The following is a 15,550-nucleotide window of genomic DNA, read 5'->3' as shown; positions in this document are numbered from 1 at the left end:
GCCGCGCCGGCGCCAGCGGCATCACCGATACCAGCGACATCACCGATACCGCAGGCCTTGCCAGCACCAGTGACGCCAGCCGCCATGGCCGGCTTGTGCCTATTCATGGGCGTGATTAGCGTTTTGTTCCTGCTGTTCGGCGCCGCCTATCTGATGCGCATGAGCCTGCCGGATTGGCGGCCCTTGCCTTTTGTTCCCTGGCAGTTGTGGCTCAGCAGCGCCTTGTTGGCGGCGAGCAGCGCCGGCTGGGAGGTGGCGCGCCGTCGCGCGGCCCGCCCGGGTGGGCGCGTGGTGACTGGGCCGCTGGCCACCGCCTGTTTGGCCGCGCTGGCCTTCCTGGCGGCGCAGCTGTGGGCTTGGCAGCGCATGAGCGCGTTCAATCTTCCGCTGGCGGGCAATCCGGCCAACAGTTTCTTTTACCTGCTCACCGGCCTGCACGGTTTGCACGTGGTCGGTGGACTGCTGGTTGGCGCCGGCGTCGGCGTCGCGTGGCTGCGCGCCGTGCACGCTGGCAATGGCAATGGCAATGGCAATGGCAATGGCAATGCCGATGCCGATGCCGATGACGATGGTGATGGTGATGGTGATGGCGACGTGGGACGGCGCGGCGCGGCGAACCCGGGTCTGCGGCTGGGTTTGTGCGCGCGCTACTGGCATTTTCTGCTGCTCTGGTGGTTGTTGCTGTTCGGTCTGCTGTTCCGGCTCACGCCGGAACTGGCGCGGGCCATCTGTGGCACCGGCTAGGCGGTGTCGGCGGCGCACGTGGCGGAAGGGAAAGCGAGGTGAGACGATGTCCCAACAAATGGTGGTAGACGCCGGCCCGGACGGCGGCGCGGTTGGCGGGCCGGCGCCGCTCCGCTGGCGCGGCATGGTGCGTGACTGGTCGGCCGAGCGCACGGTGTTCCGCGTTCCCTGGGGCAAGGCGATGATGTGGATCTTTTTGCTGAGCGACACCTTCATCTTCGGCAGCTTCCTGACCGGTTACATGACGGTGCGCATCGCCACGACCGCAGCTTGGCCCAATCCCAGCGAGGTGTTCGCGCTGAGCGTGGGCGGCACCCGGCTGCCGCTGATCCTGATCGCCTTGATGACCTTCGTGCTCATCAGCAGCAGCGGCACGATGGCGATGGCCGTCAACTTCGGCTACCGGCGCGAACGGCGGCGCTGCGCGCAACTGATGCTGCTGACGGCAGCCTGCGGCGCCCTGTTCGTCGGCATGCAAGCCTTCGAGTGGAGCAAGCTGATCGGCGAGGGCGTGCGGCCCTGGAGCAATCCCATGGGGGCGGCCCAGTTCGGCGCCTGCTTCTTCATGATCACCGGCTTCCACGGCCTGCACGTGACGGCTGGCGTGGTCTATCTGAGCACCGTCGCCGGCAAGGTGCTGCGCGGCCGCTACGAGCAAGGTGGCTACCACGCCGTCGAGATCGCCGGTCTGTACTGGCACTTCGTCGACCTGGTGTGGGTCTTCATCTTCGCCTTGTTTTATCTTTGGTAGGGAGGCGCCATGGACGCCGCGCACGGGCAACAACATCCGCCGGGCCTGTATTTGAAGGTGTGGGGCCTGCTATTCATCCTCTCGACCCTGTCCTACCTGGTCGATTTTTATCACCTGAGCGGCTATCTGCGCTGGTCGCTGATCGTCGCGCTGATGCTGCTCAAGGCCGGCCTGATCGTCGCCGTCTTCATGCACGTGCGCTGGGAGCGGGCGGCGCTCGTCGGCGCCATCCTGTTGCCACCCTTGTGTCTGCTGGTGCTACTCGGGTTGATGCTGACCGAGGCCCGTCACACGCTGGCCACGCGGTTGCTGTATTTTGGCTAGCGGCCGGCGGCTGCCGGCCGGGCCGCCGCGCTACAGCGCCAGGCGGCGGAACGGCGTGTCGATCCAGCTGGCGGATTGGCGCATGCGGCACAGGCTCCAGGTCAGCAGCAGGGTGCAGGCCAGCAGGGTGCCCATGCGGATCTCCGGCGGCAGATACGACAGCCGGGCCAGCACCAGCAGCTCGGCCAGCGCGTGCAGAAAGAAGCGGTGCATGACGAAGGAGCCCAGCGCGTACTTGCCGATCAGCTCGATCGGGTCGGCCAGCCAGCGCAGGCGCGACAATTTCAGGATGTGCGCCAGGAAATACATCCAGGCGAACTTGCCGGCCGCGCCGAAGGTGGCCACGAACAGCGCCGAGGCGAACGAGGTCGGCAGATACGAGGTCAGGTAGATGCCGAGCTGTAAGCCCATCAGCAGCAGGATCACCCTTTGCCAATGCCATGCGCTGTGGTTGCGCAGCATGCCCAGGGCGATGCCGATGCAGCCGTTGAGCACGAAGGGCAGCACGGGAAAGCCGCCGAAGCCTTCGAGCAGGAAGAAGCGGGCGCCCCAGCTGCCGGCCAGCGAGGACTGGGCGACCCAGATGCTGAGCACGGCGATCAGGGCGCGGGCGCCGATCATGTAGAAAAGCAACTGCCAACACGAAAAGCGGAAACGGCGCTGCAGCTCGGGCGCGCACATCAGCAGCAGGGCGGTGGGCAGCAGCACGCCGGAGATGGTCCATGGTGTCTGCAGCGTGAGAAAGCCCAGCCACCACGGCGCCGTGTGGACGGCGTCCAGATTGCCGGCGACGGCCTCGCGCAGGATGGCGAAGATGGCGTTGGAAATCAGCATGACGGCGAAGATCTGCTTGGCGCGGCGGTACAGTGTGCTGTCCCAGGCCGCGCTGGGGCTGCGCCGCGAGGTGATGAAGCCGACGCTGTAGCCCGACAGCACGACGAAGGTCACCGTGGCCCAGCCGGTCGGCAACCACAGGTCGGACAGCAGCCAGCTGTCGCCGGCAAGGCGGGACACCGAGCAGGCGTGGGTGTTGGCCATCAGGACGAACAGCATGCCCCGGCAAAGGTCGATATTGGTCGATTTGTCCATTATGCAATCGTGTCGGCGCCTGTCGTCGCGGTCGAGTTGGCTTGGCGTGCGCGCGGTAGTGTTGAGCTCGCTGCAGCGTTTCATTCTAGCAGCTGCTGTCATTATCATAACTTTAATATTGCGGCGGATGCGTATTATTTAAACAACGGATTGCCGTCAGGAATGAGCATATTTACAACACCCCGAAATTCACTCGCTTCCTATACGGAAGTTTATCTTGTGACAATTGGTGTATTTTAGGGCCGCGCCAAGGCGTTATATTTAATACATCCTGCCGTTTTGTAGGACCTGTCCCACAGCAAGGTTCAGCCAAAGGGTGATACGTTGAAGGCGATAGCAGATCTTTTCATGTTGTCCTGCGCGACCCCGCTTGGGGCCGCCGCGCGGCCGCACTTGGTAACAGTCTTTGCCTTGCGGCATGAGACGGGCGGCGCGCCAGCGGCCGGTTCCGAGGTCGACTGGCGTCGTCGCCGGCGCCGTCCGATGCCGCGCCGTTGATGCCGGCCATGCTTTCCGCCTGACGCCGCGCCCGGCAAACAGTCCTTTTTTCCAGCCGTCCCCGGCCCGCCGATGCCGCTTTCGCGCCCACCGCGAGCGCGCCGGCCCACGTCTGCCCCGCGTCTGCCCGCCGCTCGCTCGGCGTCCCAGCGGGCGGCCTAAGGGATGCGCGGCCGGCGCCGCCGAAGCATGATGGACGGCAAGAAATATGCCGCCGAGTGTGTCTGAAGCATTGTTTTAAAGATATTTACGTTGCCATATAACTTAAAAATTTTATAACTTTGAGTGCGCTATCGTGGTATAACCACAATTGTTATTATGATAATTTAAATTTACTTCTTGGAAACACGATGAAAAACACTCAAAGCGTCGCAATCGTCGGGTTGGGCTATGTGGGCCTGCCTTTGGCCGTCGAATTTGGCAAGAAGCGGCCGACGGTCGGATTTGATTTATCGCCGGCCAAGATCGCGCACTACCGCAATTTCGTCGATCCCACCGGTGAGGTGTCGGGCGAGGACCTGCGCGCCGCCAGCCAACTGACGGTGGGCACCGACCCGGCCGCGCTGGCCCAGGCCGACTACATCATCGTCGCCGTGCCGACCCCGGTCGACAGCGCCCACACACCCGATTTCCACCCGCTGATCTCGGCCAGCGAGGCGGTCGGCAAGTACATGAAGCCTGGCGCCATCATCATCTACGAGTCGACCGTCTATCCGGGCGTGACCGAGGACGTCTGCGTGCCGATCCTGGAGCGCTGCTCCGGCCTGACCTGGCGCAAGGACTTCCACGTCGGCTTCTCGCCCGAGCGCATCAACCCGGGCGACAAGACGCACACCCTGACCACCATCCTGAAGGTGGTGTCGGGCGACGACGAAGCCACCTTGGATGCGATCGCCGCGTTGTACGAGTCGGTGGTCACGGCCGGCGTCTACCGCGCCAAGAGCATCAAGGTGGCCGAGGCGGCCAAGGTCATCGAGAACACCCAGCGCGACTTGAACATCGCGCTGATGAACGAGCTGGCGCTGATCTTCGACCGGGTCGGCATCGACACCCTCGACGTGCTGCAGACCGCCGGCACCAAGTGGAACTTCCTGCCTTTCCGGCCCGGCCTGGTGGGCGGCCACTGCATCGGCGTCGACCCCTACTACCTGACCTACAAGGCCGACATGCTGGGCTACCACCCGCAGGTGATCCTGGCCGGGCGCCGCATCAACGACGGCATGGCCAAGTTCGTCGCCGAGAAGACCATCAAGTCGATGATCGCGGCCGGCTTCAACGTCAAGGGCGCGCGCGTCAACGTGATCGGCCTGACCTTCAAGGAGGACTGCCCGGACCTGCGCAACTCCAAGGTGGCCGACGTGGTCAGCGAGCTGCGCTCCTACGGCGTGCAGGTGCACGTGCACGATCCGGTGGCCGACCCGGTGGCGGCGGCCAAGGAATACGACATCGACCTGGAGAGCTGGGCCAGCCTGCCGCGCGCCGACGCCATCGTCGCGGCGGTGTCGCACCGCGAGCTGCTGGCGCTGAGCACGGAGGACTTCCTCTCCAAGCTGAACAAGGGCGGCTGCTTCATCGACGTCAAGTCGCAGTTCGACTTGGCGCCGCTGCGCGCGGCCGGCTGCTCGGTCTGGCGCCTGTGAGCCGGCCACCACTTCACCACGATTTCAAGGAACAGCGTCGATGAGCGTATTCGAATCCATCCAGCAGCAACTGCGCGGCCGCCGCCACCACTGGCTGGTGACCGGCGCGGCCGGCTTCATCGGTTCCAACCTGCTCGAGCAGCTGCTGCTGTTGAACCAGCGCGTGACCGGGCTGGATAACTTCGCCACCGGCTTCGCCCACAACCTCGAGTTGGTGCGCGAGCGGGTCGGTGCCGAGGCCTGGGGCAATTTCAGCTTCATCGAGGGCGACATCCGCCAGGCGGCCCACTGCGCCCAGGCCTGCCAGGGTGTCGACTACGTGCTGCACGAGGCGGCGCTCGGCTCGGTGTCGCGCTCGATCGAGGACCCGATCGCCACCCACGAGACCAACGTCACCGGCTTCCTGCACATGCTGGTGGCGGCGCGCGACGCCAAGGTCAAGCGCTTCGTCTACGCCGCCTCCAGCTCGACCTACGGCGACCATCCGGCGCTGCCCAAGGTCGAGGAGCAGATCGGCCGGCCGCTGTCGCCCTACGCCGTGACCAAGTACACCGACGAGTTGTACGCCGAGGTGTTCGCCCGCTGCTACGGCCTGGAGTCGATCGGCCTGCGCTACTTCAACGTGTTCGGTCCGCGCCAGGACCCGAACGGCGCCTACGCGGCGGTGATCCCGCAATGGGTCGCCGCCTTGATCCGCGACGCCACCGTCTACATCAACGGCGACGGCGAGAGCAGCCGCGATTTCTGCTACATCGACAACGTGGTGCAGGCCAACCTGCTGGCCGCGCTGAGCACCTCGGCCGAGGCGGTCAACCAGGTCTACAACGTCGCCCTCAACGAGCGCACCACGCTCAACGAGCTGCATCTGATGATGTGCCGGCTGCTGCGCGAGCGCTTCCCGCACCTGCGCGAGCACCGGCCGCAGTACCGCGACTTCCGCGCCGGCGACGTGCGCCATTCGCAGGCCGACATCTCGAAGGCGCAGGCGCTGCTCGGCTTCCAGCCGACGCACCGCCTGTCGGACGGCCTGCGCGAGGCGATGGATTGGTATGTGCGGCGGCTGGCGCCGGCGCAATCAAGGTGACACCGGGTACGCCACGGCGTCGTACAAGCACTGTTTGACTGCCGCCCAAGATGCGGGGAGAAGAAGATGTACCGAATATTCAACCACTACGTCTCAAAGGCGGTTTCCAGCCTGCTGGTGCTGGAGCTGTTGATCCTGGTCGGCTCGTTCTACGCCGGCGCCGGGCTGCGCTTCTTCCACGACAGCCCGCTGATCCTGCCCAAGCTGGAGCACGCCTTCCTGTCGGCCTGCGTGTTCGCCGTCGCCATGGTGTTCAGCATGGGCACCCTGGGCATGTACCACCTGGACTTCCGCGCCGGCCTGCTCAAACCGCTGCTGTTGCAACTGATGCCGGCCTTCGTCATGGGCTTTTGCATCCTCACGCTGGTGCTCGACACCGTGCCCGGCCTGTACATCGACCGTGGCACCTTGATGATGGTGCTGCTGGTGGCCGGCAGCGGCATCGCGCTGGTGCGCGTGGTGTTCCTCAAAACCTCCGACTCGGCCTTCCTCAAGTCGCGCATCCTGATCCTCGGCAGCGGCCAGCTGGCCAACGAGATCGGCGAGCTGGCGCTGCGCCAGAGCTATCGCAAGTACCACATCATCGGCTTCATCCCGGTGCCGGCCGAGCCGTCCTGCGTGGCGCCGCAGCAGCTGCTGCAGCTCGACGCGGCCACCTCGCTGCTGTCGCTGGCGCGCCAGCACAACGCCGACGAGATCGTCGTCTCGGTGAAGAACCGGCGCGGCGGCCCGTTCCCCACCGACGAACTGCTCAACTGCAAAATGTCCGGCATCCGCATCATCGACGCCGACTCCTTCTTCGAGCGCGAGACCTGCCAGATCCGCGTCGAGTCGATGCAGCCGAGCTGGCTGGTGTACGGCGGCGGCTTCGACCAGACCACCTTGCGCACCTTCATGAAGCGCAGCTTCGACGTGGCGGTCAGCCTGTGCCTGCTGTTGTTGACCCTGCCGGTGATGCTGCTGACGGCGCTGTGCATTTACGCCGAGGACCGCCAGCCGGTGTTCTACCGGCAGGAACGCATCGGCAAGGACTGCAAGGCCTTCCACGTCTGGAAGTTCCGTAGCATGGGTTTCAACGCCGAGCGCGATGGCAAGCCGCAGTGGGCCACCAAGAACGACCCGCGGGTGACCCGGGTCGGCCACTTCATCCGCCGCGCGCGGATCGACGAGCTGCCGCAGATCTGGAACGTGTTCAAGGGCGAGATGAGCTTCGTCGGGCCGCGTCCCGAGCGCCAGCACTTCGTCCGCCTGCTGGCCGAGGGCGTGCCCTACTATAACGTGCGGCATTGTCTGAAGCCGGGCATCACCGGCTGGGCCCAGGTCCACTACGGCTACGGCGACTCGGTCGAGGACGCGGTGCAGAAGCTGCGCTACGACCTGTACTACGTGAAGAACAACAGCCTGCTGCTCGACATCCTGATCCTGATCGACACGGTCAAGGTGGTCCTGCTGGGCGCCGGGCGCTAAGCATGGCGGCCGAGGTCGCGCTGTTCAGCCACGCCATCGCCGGCGCCGCCTTCCTGTTGCTGGCGCTGTTGCTGGCGCTGCTGTGGCGCGGCCATCCGCACAGCCGGCTGCTGCTGGCGGTGGCAGCGTTGATGCTGGCGTGGAGCGCGGCGCTGGGCTGGCAGGCGCGCGGCGGCGGCCTGCCGGCGGTCCTGCTCGAAGCGCTCGAACTGGCGCGCAACGCCGCCTGGAGCCTGCTGCTGCTGGCGCTGGCCGGCCAGCTGGCGCGGCGCCCGGGCCAAGCCTGGTATCGCGGCGCCGCCGCGACGCTGGCGCTGGGCTACGCGGCGGCGGCGGCGCTGACGCTGCTGCCCTTGTGCTGGGGCGTGGCGCTGCACTTCCTGCCGGCGGTGATGCTGCGCTTGGGCATGGCCATGCTGGGCATGCTGCTGGTCGAGCAGCTGTACCGCAGCACGCCGGCGCAGCGGCGCTGGGCCATCAAGTACGCCTGCCTGGGCATAGGCGCGATGTTCGTCTACGACTTCTACCTGTACAGCGACGCCCTGTTGTTCCGCGCCCTCAACCCGGAGCTGTGGAGCGCGCGCGGCGTGGTCTACGCGCTCAGCGCGCCCTTGCTGGCGGTGGCGGTGGCGCGCAGCACCGAATCGGCGCCGCAGCTGGCCCTGTCGCGGCTGGCGCTGCTGCGCTCGGCCACCTTGCTCGGCTCGGCCTGCTACCTGCTGACCATGGGCGTGGCGGCCTATTACCTGCGCTACGTCGGCGGCAGCTGGGGCGCGATGATGCAGCTGGCCTTCCTGTTCGGCGCCGTGCTGCTGTTGGCCGGCATCCTGTTCTCGGGACGCTTCCGCGCCGGCCTGAAGGTGCAGATCAACAAACACTTCTACCGCTACCACTACGACTACCGTGAAGAGTGGCTGGCGCTGACGCGCGCGTTGTCCGAGCCGGGGCCGGATCTGGGCAGCCGCAGCATCGAGGCGGTCGCGGCGCTGGTCGGCAGTCCGGCCGGGGCGCTGTGGTTGCGCCGAGATGCGGCCTGCTGCGAGCCGGCGGCGCACTGGCACATGCCGCTGCCGGCCGACAGCGAGCCGGCCGATTCGCCGTTCTGCCGCCTGCTGGGCGAAAAACAGTGGTTGCTCGAAGTGGCCGGGCACGCCGCCGGCGCCGAGGGCGAGGTGGCGCTGCCGGCCTGGTTGCTGGCCACGCCGCGCGCCTGGCTGGTGCTGCCGCTGATCCTGCACGGCCAGTTGTTCGGTTTCGTGCTGCTGCAGCAGCCGTCGCAGCCGGTCAAGCTGGACTGGGAAACCATCGACCTGCTGAAGATCGCCGGCAGCCAGGTGGCCAGCTACCTGGCGCAGCGCGAGGCGGCCACCGCGCTGACCATGGCGCGCCAGTTCGACTCCTTCAACCGCCTGTCGACCTTCGTCGTGCACGACCTGAAGAATCTGGTGTCGCAGCTGTCGCTGCTGATGCAGAACGCCGAACGCCATCGCGACAATCCGGACTTCCAGCAGGACATGAACGAGACGGTCGACTTCGCGGTGCAGAAGATGAAGCGGCTGCTGCAAAAGCTCAGCCGGGGCAACGCCGCCGAGCGCGCCGTGCCGCTGCCGATCGCCCAGGTGCTGCGCCAGGCGGTGGCCTTGAAGGCCGCCTTCGAGCCGCGCCCGACCTTGCTGCTCGACGACGCCGGCGCGCAGGTGCTGGCCGACCCGGAGCGGCTGGCGCGGGTGCTCGGCCACCTGATCCAGAACGCCATCGAGGCGACGCCGCGCAACGGCGCCGTCACCGTGCGCCTGGCCTGCGTCGACGGCGCGGCGCAGGTCGAGGTCAGCGACACCGGCAGCGGCATGAGCGCGGACTTCATCCGCGAGCGCCTGTTCAAGCCCTTCGACTCGACCAAGTCGGCCGGCATGGGCATCGGCGCCTTCGAGAGCAAGGAATACATCGCGCAGCTGGGCGGCCGCATGGAGGTCGCCAGCGTGCCCGGCCAGGGCAGCACCTTCGTGCTGCGCCTGCCGCTGTACCGCAGCCAGCGGCCCGCCGTCGAGCAGGCCGCCTAAACAGATAGGGAATATGGTGAAAACGAACAAACAGACCTTGCTGGTGGTCGAGGACGATCCCGGCCTGCAAAAGCAGCTGCGCTGGAGCTTCGACGCCTACCAGGTGGTGGTGGCGGGCGACCGCGACAGCGCCATCGCCCAGTTGCGCCGCTACGAACCGGCGGTGGTGTTGATGGACCTGGGCCTGCCGCCCGATCCCGAGGGCGCCACCGAGGGCCTGGCGACGCTGGGCGAGATCCTGGCGCTGGCGCCGGCCACCAAGGTCATCGTCCTGACCGGCAACCAGGACCCGGCCCACGCGCTCAAGGCGGTGGCGCAGGGCGCCTACGACTTCCACCAGAAACCGGCCGACGCGCAGATGCTCGAACTGGTGTTGCAGCGCGCCTTTTACCTGCACGAGCTGCAGGCGGAGAACCTGCGGCTGAGCCAGAGCCAGGCGGCCGAACAGCCGCTGGCCGGCGTCATCAGCCGCGACCCCGGCATGCTCAAATTATGCCGCAGCATCGAGAAGGTGGCGCCCAGCTCGGCCTCGGTGATGCTGCTCGGCGAGAGCGGCACCGGCAAGGAGGTGCTGGCGCGCGCGTTGCACCAGATGAGCGCGCGCCAGCAGGGCCGCTTCGTCGCCATCAACTGCGCGGCGATCCCGGAGAACCTGTTGGAGAGCGAGTTGTTCGGCTACGAGCGCGGCGCCTTCACCGGCGCCGTCAAGCAGACCAAGGGCAAGGTCGAGCTGGCGCACGGCGGCACCTTCTTCCTCGACGAGGTGGGCGACCTGCCGATGGCGCTGCAGGCCAAGCTGCTGCGCTTCCTGCAGGAGCGGGTGATCGAGCGGGTCGGCGGGCGCGAGGAAATCGCCGTCGATGTGCGGGTGGTGTGCGCCACCCACCAGAATTTGCAGCAGCTGAGCGCCGCCGGGCGCTTCCGCGAGGACTTGTACTACCGTCTGTCGGAGATCGTCATCGCCATTCCGCCGCTGCGCGAGCGGATCGGCGACGCCGTGCTGCTGGCGCAGCACTTCAAGACGCTGTTCTGCGCCCGCGAGCAGCGCGCCGGCCTGGCCTTCAGCGACGAGGCGCTCAGCGCCATCGCCGCCCACCGCTGGCCGGGCAATGTGCGCGAGATGGAGAACTGCATCCGCCGCGCCGTCATCATGGCCGACGGCGCGCAGATCGCCGCCGACGACCTGGGCCTGGCCGGCGTGCTGCCGCCGGGCGAGCCGCTCAACCTGCGCCAGGTGCGCGACCAGGCCGAATATGGCGCCGTGCTGAACGCGCTGAACCGCTCGGAGAGCAATATCGTCAAGGCCTCCGAGCTGCTCGGCGTCACCCGCCCGACGCTATACGATCTGATGGCGCGGCTGTCGATCCGGAGCGGCGCCGACTGAGGCGCGGCGCGGCGTGGGCCGGACGCAGCGTGGCGGCCAGGATGATCAGGCCGAGCAGCAGCGTCAGGCGCGGCACGTCGACGATGCTGTCGAACAGGCCGACCGCCATCACGCCGGCCAGCGCCGCCAGATAAACGCCGGCCGCCGCTTCGCCGGCCAGTCCCCGCTTGAGCAGATCGACGGCCACGGCCAGCAGCAGCAGGGCCATCGCGGCCAGGCCGCACCAGCCCATTTCGAACAGCAGATTGACGACGAAGTTCTTGATGTGCCAGGGGAAGTGGTTGTGGTCGCTGCTGAAGAACCAGCGGTCGTTGCCCTGTGCGAAAGCGCCGTTGGCCAGCGCCTGCTCGCCGCTGTCGGCCGCCGTCAGACTCAAGTTGGCGACGTCGAGCACGGCGTTGCCGCCGTCGATGGAGATCTCCAGCTGGCTTGGCGCGCGCAGCGGCCAGCGCTGCTCGGGCGGATCGAAGTTCAGGCCGACCTGGTAGTGCTGCCACTTGCCGTCGACCGGGCGCAGACGCAGCGGCGCCGCCGCGCAGTTGGTCGGATACAGCAACCAGCGCTGGCATACCGCCACCGTCATGCCGGTGGCGTTGTCGCGCCGGCGCACGTCGAGCGACAGCTGGTAGGGTTGGCCGTGGCGTAGCGCGACGTGCTGCAGCATGCGCAGTTCCTCGCCGTGGCCGCCCTGGTACTGCGACACCGACAACTGCAGGAAGGCGCGGCCGGCCTCCTCGCCGAAGCGGAAGGTGGGCGGCTGTTCGCCGTGCTTGTTGTTCCACAGGTAGGTGGCCGGATAGCGGCCCAGGCCCATGCCCAGCGCCTGGGTGGCCGGGTCCTGGTCCATCATTTGCAGCGCCTCGTCCCAGTGGGCCAGGCGCACCGCCAGGTCGCCCGGGGCGGTGGAGAAGCGGCTGCCCAGATAGTAGCTGCCGACCAGCGGGATGGCGATGGCCATGGCCATGGCGCAGCACAGGCCGGCGGCGATGCTGCGCCGGTTCAGCGTCCACAGCGCGGCGCCACGCCGCCAGCGCAGCGCCACCAGCGCAACCGCCAACGCGATGGCGGCGAGGATGGCGGGCCGCGCCGCCGCGCCGCCCCAGTGCTCGGCCACCAGCGCGGTGCTCAGTCCCAGGCCGGGAAAGGCCAGCGTGGCCAGCGACAGGTCGCCGGCGCCGCCGCCGTGGCCGCGCTGCGACAGCGGCAGGGCCAGCGCGAAGACCGCGGCCGACAGCGCGTAGGCCAAGTAGGCGCCCTTGTCGGTGCCGGGCGGTGCGCCCTCGCGCAGGTAAAAATAACAGGCCAGATCGAGCAGCAGCAGTGTCAGCGCGCCGGCCGCCAGCCAGGCGCGCGGCCAGCGTCCGCGGCCGCTGGCGGCCAGCAGCGCGGCGGCCGCCAGCAAGCCGAGGGCGGCGCCCAGGCCACGGTAGCCGCTGGAACCGAACACCTCGCGCAGCAGCAGCGCGGCCAGCGCCACCAGGGCCAGCGTCCAGCCGGTCTTGTGGGCGTCGAGCTCGCCGTGACGGCGCCAGCGTTGCAGGGCCAGCAGGCCGATGATGGCGGCCGAGCAGCCGTAGGCCAGGTAGACGTCGCGCGAGAAGGTGGCCAGGCCGGCGTAGACGCCAAGTCCCAACAGCAGCAGGGCGGCGACCAGGCGCCGCCGGGCGTGGTGGTCGAGCAGCCAGCAGGCGACAAAGGGGAAGGCCATGGCCAGGTAGGCGTCGAGCGCGGCGCCGCCGGTGTGCATGGCGGAGAACGGCGCGGTGGGGCGGTAGTCGCTGGAGAAGTTGAGCAGGCCGGGGAAGACGGCGCGCTCCCAGGCCACCGCCAGGCTGGCGCCGGCCAGACCGAGCAGCATGCCGGGCACGAAGTAGCGCGCCAGGTTGGCGGCGCTGGCGTGGCGCCGCAGCAGCGGATACAGCAGCAGCAGCCAGGCGAAGCCCTTGGCCACGCGCAGGCTGTTGTAGGGGCTCAGGTAGTTGGCGAAGGAGTTGGCGTCCAGCGCAGGCAGCGGCTGCACGCCGATCCAGGCGGCGATGGCGACGCTGGCGCCGACCAGCAGCACGCCCAGGCGCACCGCGCCGGGCAGTTGTAGCAACGGCGCCGTCGGCGCCAGCGGGCGGGCGGCGCCGACGGACGGCGCATGCATGGACGGCGCGGACATGGACGGTGCGTGCAGGGGCGGCGTGCGGGCCGGCGCGCTGCGCCAGTAGCCGACCACCACGGTGGTCAGCAGCAGCAGGTCGAGCTCCTCAAGGAAGTACCAGCCGGTGTAGGGTGCCAGGTCGAACACCGGCAGCAGCGCCGGCACCACCAGCAGCCAGAGTTGTGGCCGCCAGCACAGCAGCGCGGCGTAGGCTGCCAGGCCGGTGGCCAGCGCCGGCACATATGCCGGATACACCGAGAGTGACCACAGCAGCGCCGCCAGCAGCGGCAGCGCCAGCAGGCGGCGCGCGGCGAGGCCCGTCATTTCGGCGGTTCAGGCCATTGTCCGGCGGCGACCAACTTTTGCCGTAGGCCGGGCAGCGGGAAGCCGAGGGCGTAGGCGCGCTGGGCGTGCAGCAGGGCGTTCGGATAGTCCTTGCGCTGCAGGTAGACCAGGCCGATGTTGTACTGGATGGCGGCGTTCTCGGGCGACAGCTCGACGGCCTGGCTCAGCATGGCGAAGGCCTTGTCGCTCTGCCCCTGCGTGCGGTAGAAGCTGGCGTAGGCGGCGCGCACCGCGCCGTCGTCGGGGGCGAAGCGGATGGCGCGGTCGAAGTAGCACTCGGTCGGATACTTCGCGCCCGGCAGCTGGGTCACCTTCTGCCGCGCGGTGATGCTGCTGATCGATTCGAGCGCGCGGGTGTGGTTGGGGAAGACGTGCAGCGTGTAGCTGATGTCGGCGCCCAGGGTGCCGGTGTTGCCGTGCACGCCCTGGGCGACGTCGTCGGTGAAGTGGGCCTGTTCGACCATCGCCAGGTTGGTGGCGAATTCGGCGCGGCGGTAGTCGAAGGGGCCGAAGGAGGCGGTCAGCTCGCCGCAGAATTTGCCGGCGGCCAGCAGCGGCGCGGCCGGCAGCAGCAGGCCGGCGGCCAGCAGCAGGCGCGCGGCCAGCCTGGCGTGTGCCGACACCGGCACAGACAGGGATGCGGACAGGCCTGGCGACGGACGGGCCGTCATGGCGCGCCACCTTCGCTGCCGGCTTGTGGCAGGGCGCGGCCGGCGGTGTCGGCGCGCAGTGCGACGCGGTCGAGCAGTTCGCCCAGCTGGGCGCTGCGCGCCGCGCGCGAACTGGCGGCGACGGCGGCGGCGGAGGCGAGCGGAGCCTGGCCGGCCTCGGCCAGGGTGAGGAAGCGGAGTAGCTGCTGCATGATGTCTTCGCTGGAGTCGAGTTGGGCGATGGTGTCGATGCCGGCCTTGCGCAGCGCGGCGGCGGTGTCGCCGGCGGCGTCGGTCAGTGCCAGGATGGGCCGGCCGGCGCGGAAGTATTCGTACAGCTTGGCCGGGATCTGGTGGTTGCAGTTGGCCGCCTGCAGCACCAGCAGGCCGCCGGCGCTCAACATTTCGCCGAGGGCGGCGCGGTAGGCGATGTGCGGGGCCAGGCTGACCAGCTGCTCGATGCCGTATTCCCGCAGCAGCGGGCGCAGATAGTCGTCGTGGCCGGTGGCGCGCAGCACCACCTGCAGCCGCTGCGGCGAGACATGGCCGGCGCGCTGCAGCTCGGCCAGCGCGGCGAACAGCGGCCGGGGATCGCGCTCGGACGGGTAGATCACGCCGCTGTGCACCAAGGTCAGCGGCCCGGTGGCCGGCGTCGCCGCTGTGGTGGCTGTGGTGGCGGTGTCGGCGTAGTCGGCGGCGTTGGCCGCCGCGCGTGGTGGCGCGGTGCCGCCGGCCTGGGCGAAGTTGGCCTCGTCGTAGCCGTTCTCGATCAGGGCGTAGCGTTCGGCCGGAATGTCGGGGAAGCGCGCGCGGTAGGTCTGGATGGCGCCCGGCGTGGTGCAGACGGCGACGCTGCAGCGGGCGATGGTTTGCCGCTCGATCCAGCGGTAGACGCGCCGCGTCAGCGGATGCGAGGGGTAGTCGTGGTCGGTCATCGGGTCGCGCAGGTCGGCCACCCAGGGCAGGCCGGTCAGGCGGTGCAGCGCCAGGCCGATCAGGTGGGCGGTGGCGATCGGATAGGTCGACCAGATCAGCGCCGGGCGGTGGCGGCGGATCAGGCCGAGGCCGGCCGGCACGGCGCCGAGCAGCCAGGCGCTCCAGCGGTCGGGCAGGGCCAGCAGCAGCGGATAGCGGCCGGCGATGGACAGGTGGCGCGAGGTGTCGAGGGCGAAGCTGCGCCGCACCACCATGTCGGCCGGGATTTCGGCCAACTGGTCGGCGCCGCTGTTGGCGTAGGCGCGCGGGTGGGCCGACAGCAGCAACGGCTGCCAGCCGTGTTGCGGCAGGTGCTGGCTGAAGGTCAGCGTGCGCTGGATGCCGCTGCTGCCGCGCATGGGCGGATAGTGGAAGGCGATCATCAGCACGCTC

Annotated in this window: 12 protein-coding genes; 8 read left to right on the top strand and 4 right to left on the bottom strand. The window is 68.4% G+C overall.

Going from position 1 to position 15,550, the window contains the following annotated elements:
• The first annotated feature begins 123 nt into the window (after positions 1-123).
• From H7U20_RS20055 to H7U20_RS20045, 3 genes are read left to right on the top strand one after another with little or no spacing between them, the layout of a single operon-like run.
• On the top strand, positions 124-744 hold the full coding sequence (locus H7U20_RS20055; RefSeq protein WP_199760907.1) for a cytochrome c oxidase subunit 3 family protein: 621 nt from the start codon (positions 124-126) through the stop codon (positions 742-744).
• Positions 745-790: 46 nt separating this feature from the next.
• Positions 791-1,495 carry a heme-copper oxidase subunit III family protein gene (locus H7U20_RS20050; RefSeq protein WP_370593202.1) on the top strand — a complete coding sequence of 235 codons (705 nt, stop codon included), beginning with the start codon at positions 791-793 and terminating at the stop codon, positions 1,493-1,495.
• Between the two features lie 9 nt (positions 1,496-1,504).
• Positions 1,505-1,819, top strand: a complete 315-nt coding sequence (locus H7U20_RS20045) for a cytochrome C oxidase subunit IV family protein (RefSeq protein WP_199760906.1) — start codon at positions 1,505-1,507, stop codon at positions 1,817-1,819.
• Positions 1,820-1,849: 30 nt separating this feature from the next.
• Here the strand turns inward: H7U20_RS20045 and H7U20_RS20040 are convergent, their stop codons facing one another.
• Positions 1,850-2,908 (bottom strand): acyltransferase family protein, encoded by a 1,059-nt coding sequence (locus H7U20_RS20040; RefSeq protein WP_199760905.1) that lies wholly within the window; start codon positions 2,906-2,908, stop codon positions 1,850-1,852.
• A gap of 848 nt (positions 2,909-3,756) precedes the next feature.
• Between H7U20_RS20040 and H7U20_RS20035 the strand changes: the two genes are divergently transcribed.
• The 5 genes from H7U20_RS20035 (at position 3,757) to prsR (ending at position 11,041) form a co-directional block, all read left to right on the top strand.
• Positions 3,757-5,046, top strand: coding sequence for a nucleotide sugar dehydrogenase (locus H7U20_RS20035; protein ID WP_199760904.1), 1,290 nt, complete (start codon positions 3,757-3,759; stop codon positions 5,044-5,046).
• A gap of 40 nt (positions 5,047-5,086) precedes the next feature.
• Complete coding sequence (locus tag H7U20_RS20030) at positions 5,087-6,130, top strand: SDR family oxidoreductase (protein ID WP_199760903.1); 1,044 nt, start codon at positions 5,087-5,089, stop codon at positions 6,128-6,130.
• A gap of 66 nt (positions 6,131-6,196) precedes the next feature.
• Positions 6,197-7,597 carry a TIGR03013 family XrtA/PEP-CTERM system glycosyltransferase gene (locus tag H7U20_RS20025; RefSeq protein ID WP_199760902.1) on the top strand — a complete coding sequence of 467 codons (1,401 nt, stop codon included), beginning with the start codon at positions 6,197-6,199 and terminating at the stop codon, positions 7,595-7,597.
• Positions 7,598-7,599: 2 nt separating this feature from the next.
• Positions 7,600-9,657 (top strand): XrtA/PEP-CTERM system histidine kinase PrsK, encoded by a 2,058-nt coding sequence (prsK, locus tag H7U20_RS20020; protein WP_199760901.1) that lies wholly within the window; start codon positions 7,600-7,602, stop codon positions 9,655-9,657.
• A 13-nt stretch (positions 9,658-9,670) separates the two neighbouring features.
• A complete protein-coding gene (prsR, locus tag H7U20_RS20015; protein ID WP_199760900.1) occupies positions 9,671-11,041 on the top strand; it encodes a PEP-CTERM-box response regulator transcription factor in 1,371 nt (456 codons plus the stop codon).
• Here prsR and H7U20_RS20010 read toward each other — a convergent pair.
• From H7U20_RS20010 to H7U20_RS20000, 3 genes are read right to left on the bottom strand one after another with little or no spacing between them, the layout of a single operon-like run.
• Positions 10,980-13,511, bottom strand: a complete 2,532-nt coding sequence (locus tag H7U20_RS20010; protein ID WP_199760899.1) for a hypothetical protein — start codon at positions 13,509-13,511, stop codon at positions 10,980-10,982. The genes prsR and H7U20_RS20010 overlap by 62 nt on opposite strands.
• Positions 13,508-14,203, bottom strand: a complete 696-nt coding sequence (locus H7U20_RS20005; protein ID WP_199760898.1) for a tetratricopeptide repeat protein — start codon at positions 14,201-14,203, stop codon at positions 13,508-13,510. Before H7U20_RS20005 ends, H7U20_RS20010 begins: the two co-directional genes overlap by 4 nt.
• The gene (locus H7U20_RS20000) at positions 14,200-15,540 is read right to left on the bottom strand and encodes a glycosyltransferase (RefSeq protein ID WP_199760897.1); all 1,341 of its coding nucleotides are present in this window, start codon (positions 15,538-15,540) and stop codon (positions 14,200-14,202) included. The genes H7U20_RS20005 and H7U20_RS20000 overlap by 4 nt, the downstream gene beginning before the upstream one ends.
• Positions 15,541-15,550 lie beyond the last annotated feature (10 nt).

It is taken from the genome of Rugamonas violacea (assembly GCF_016461825.1).
Taxonomy (GTDB): Bacteria; Pseudomonadota; Gammaproteobacteria; order Burkholderiales; family Burkholderiaceae_D; genus Rugamonas.
This window is presented reverse-complemented; position numbering and strand designations above follow the sequence as displayed.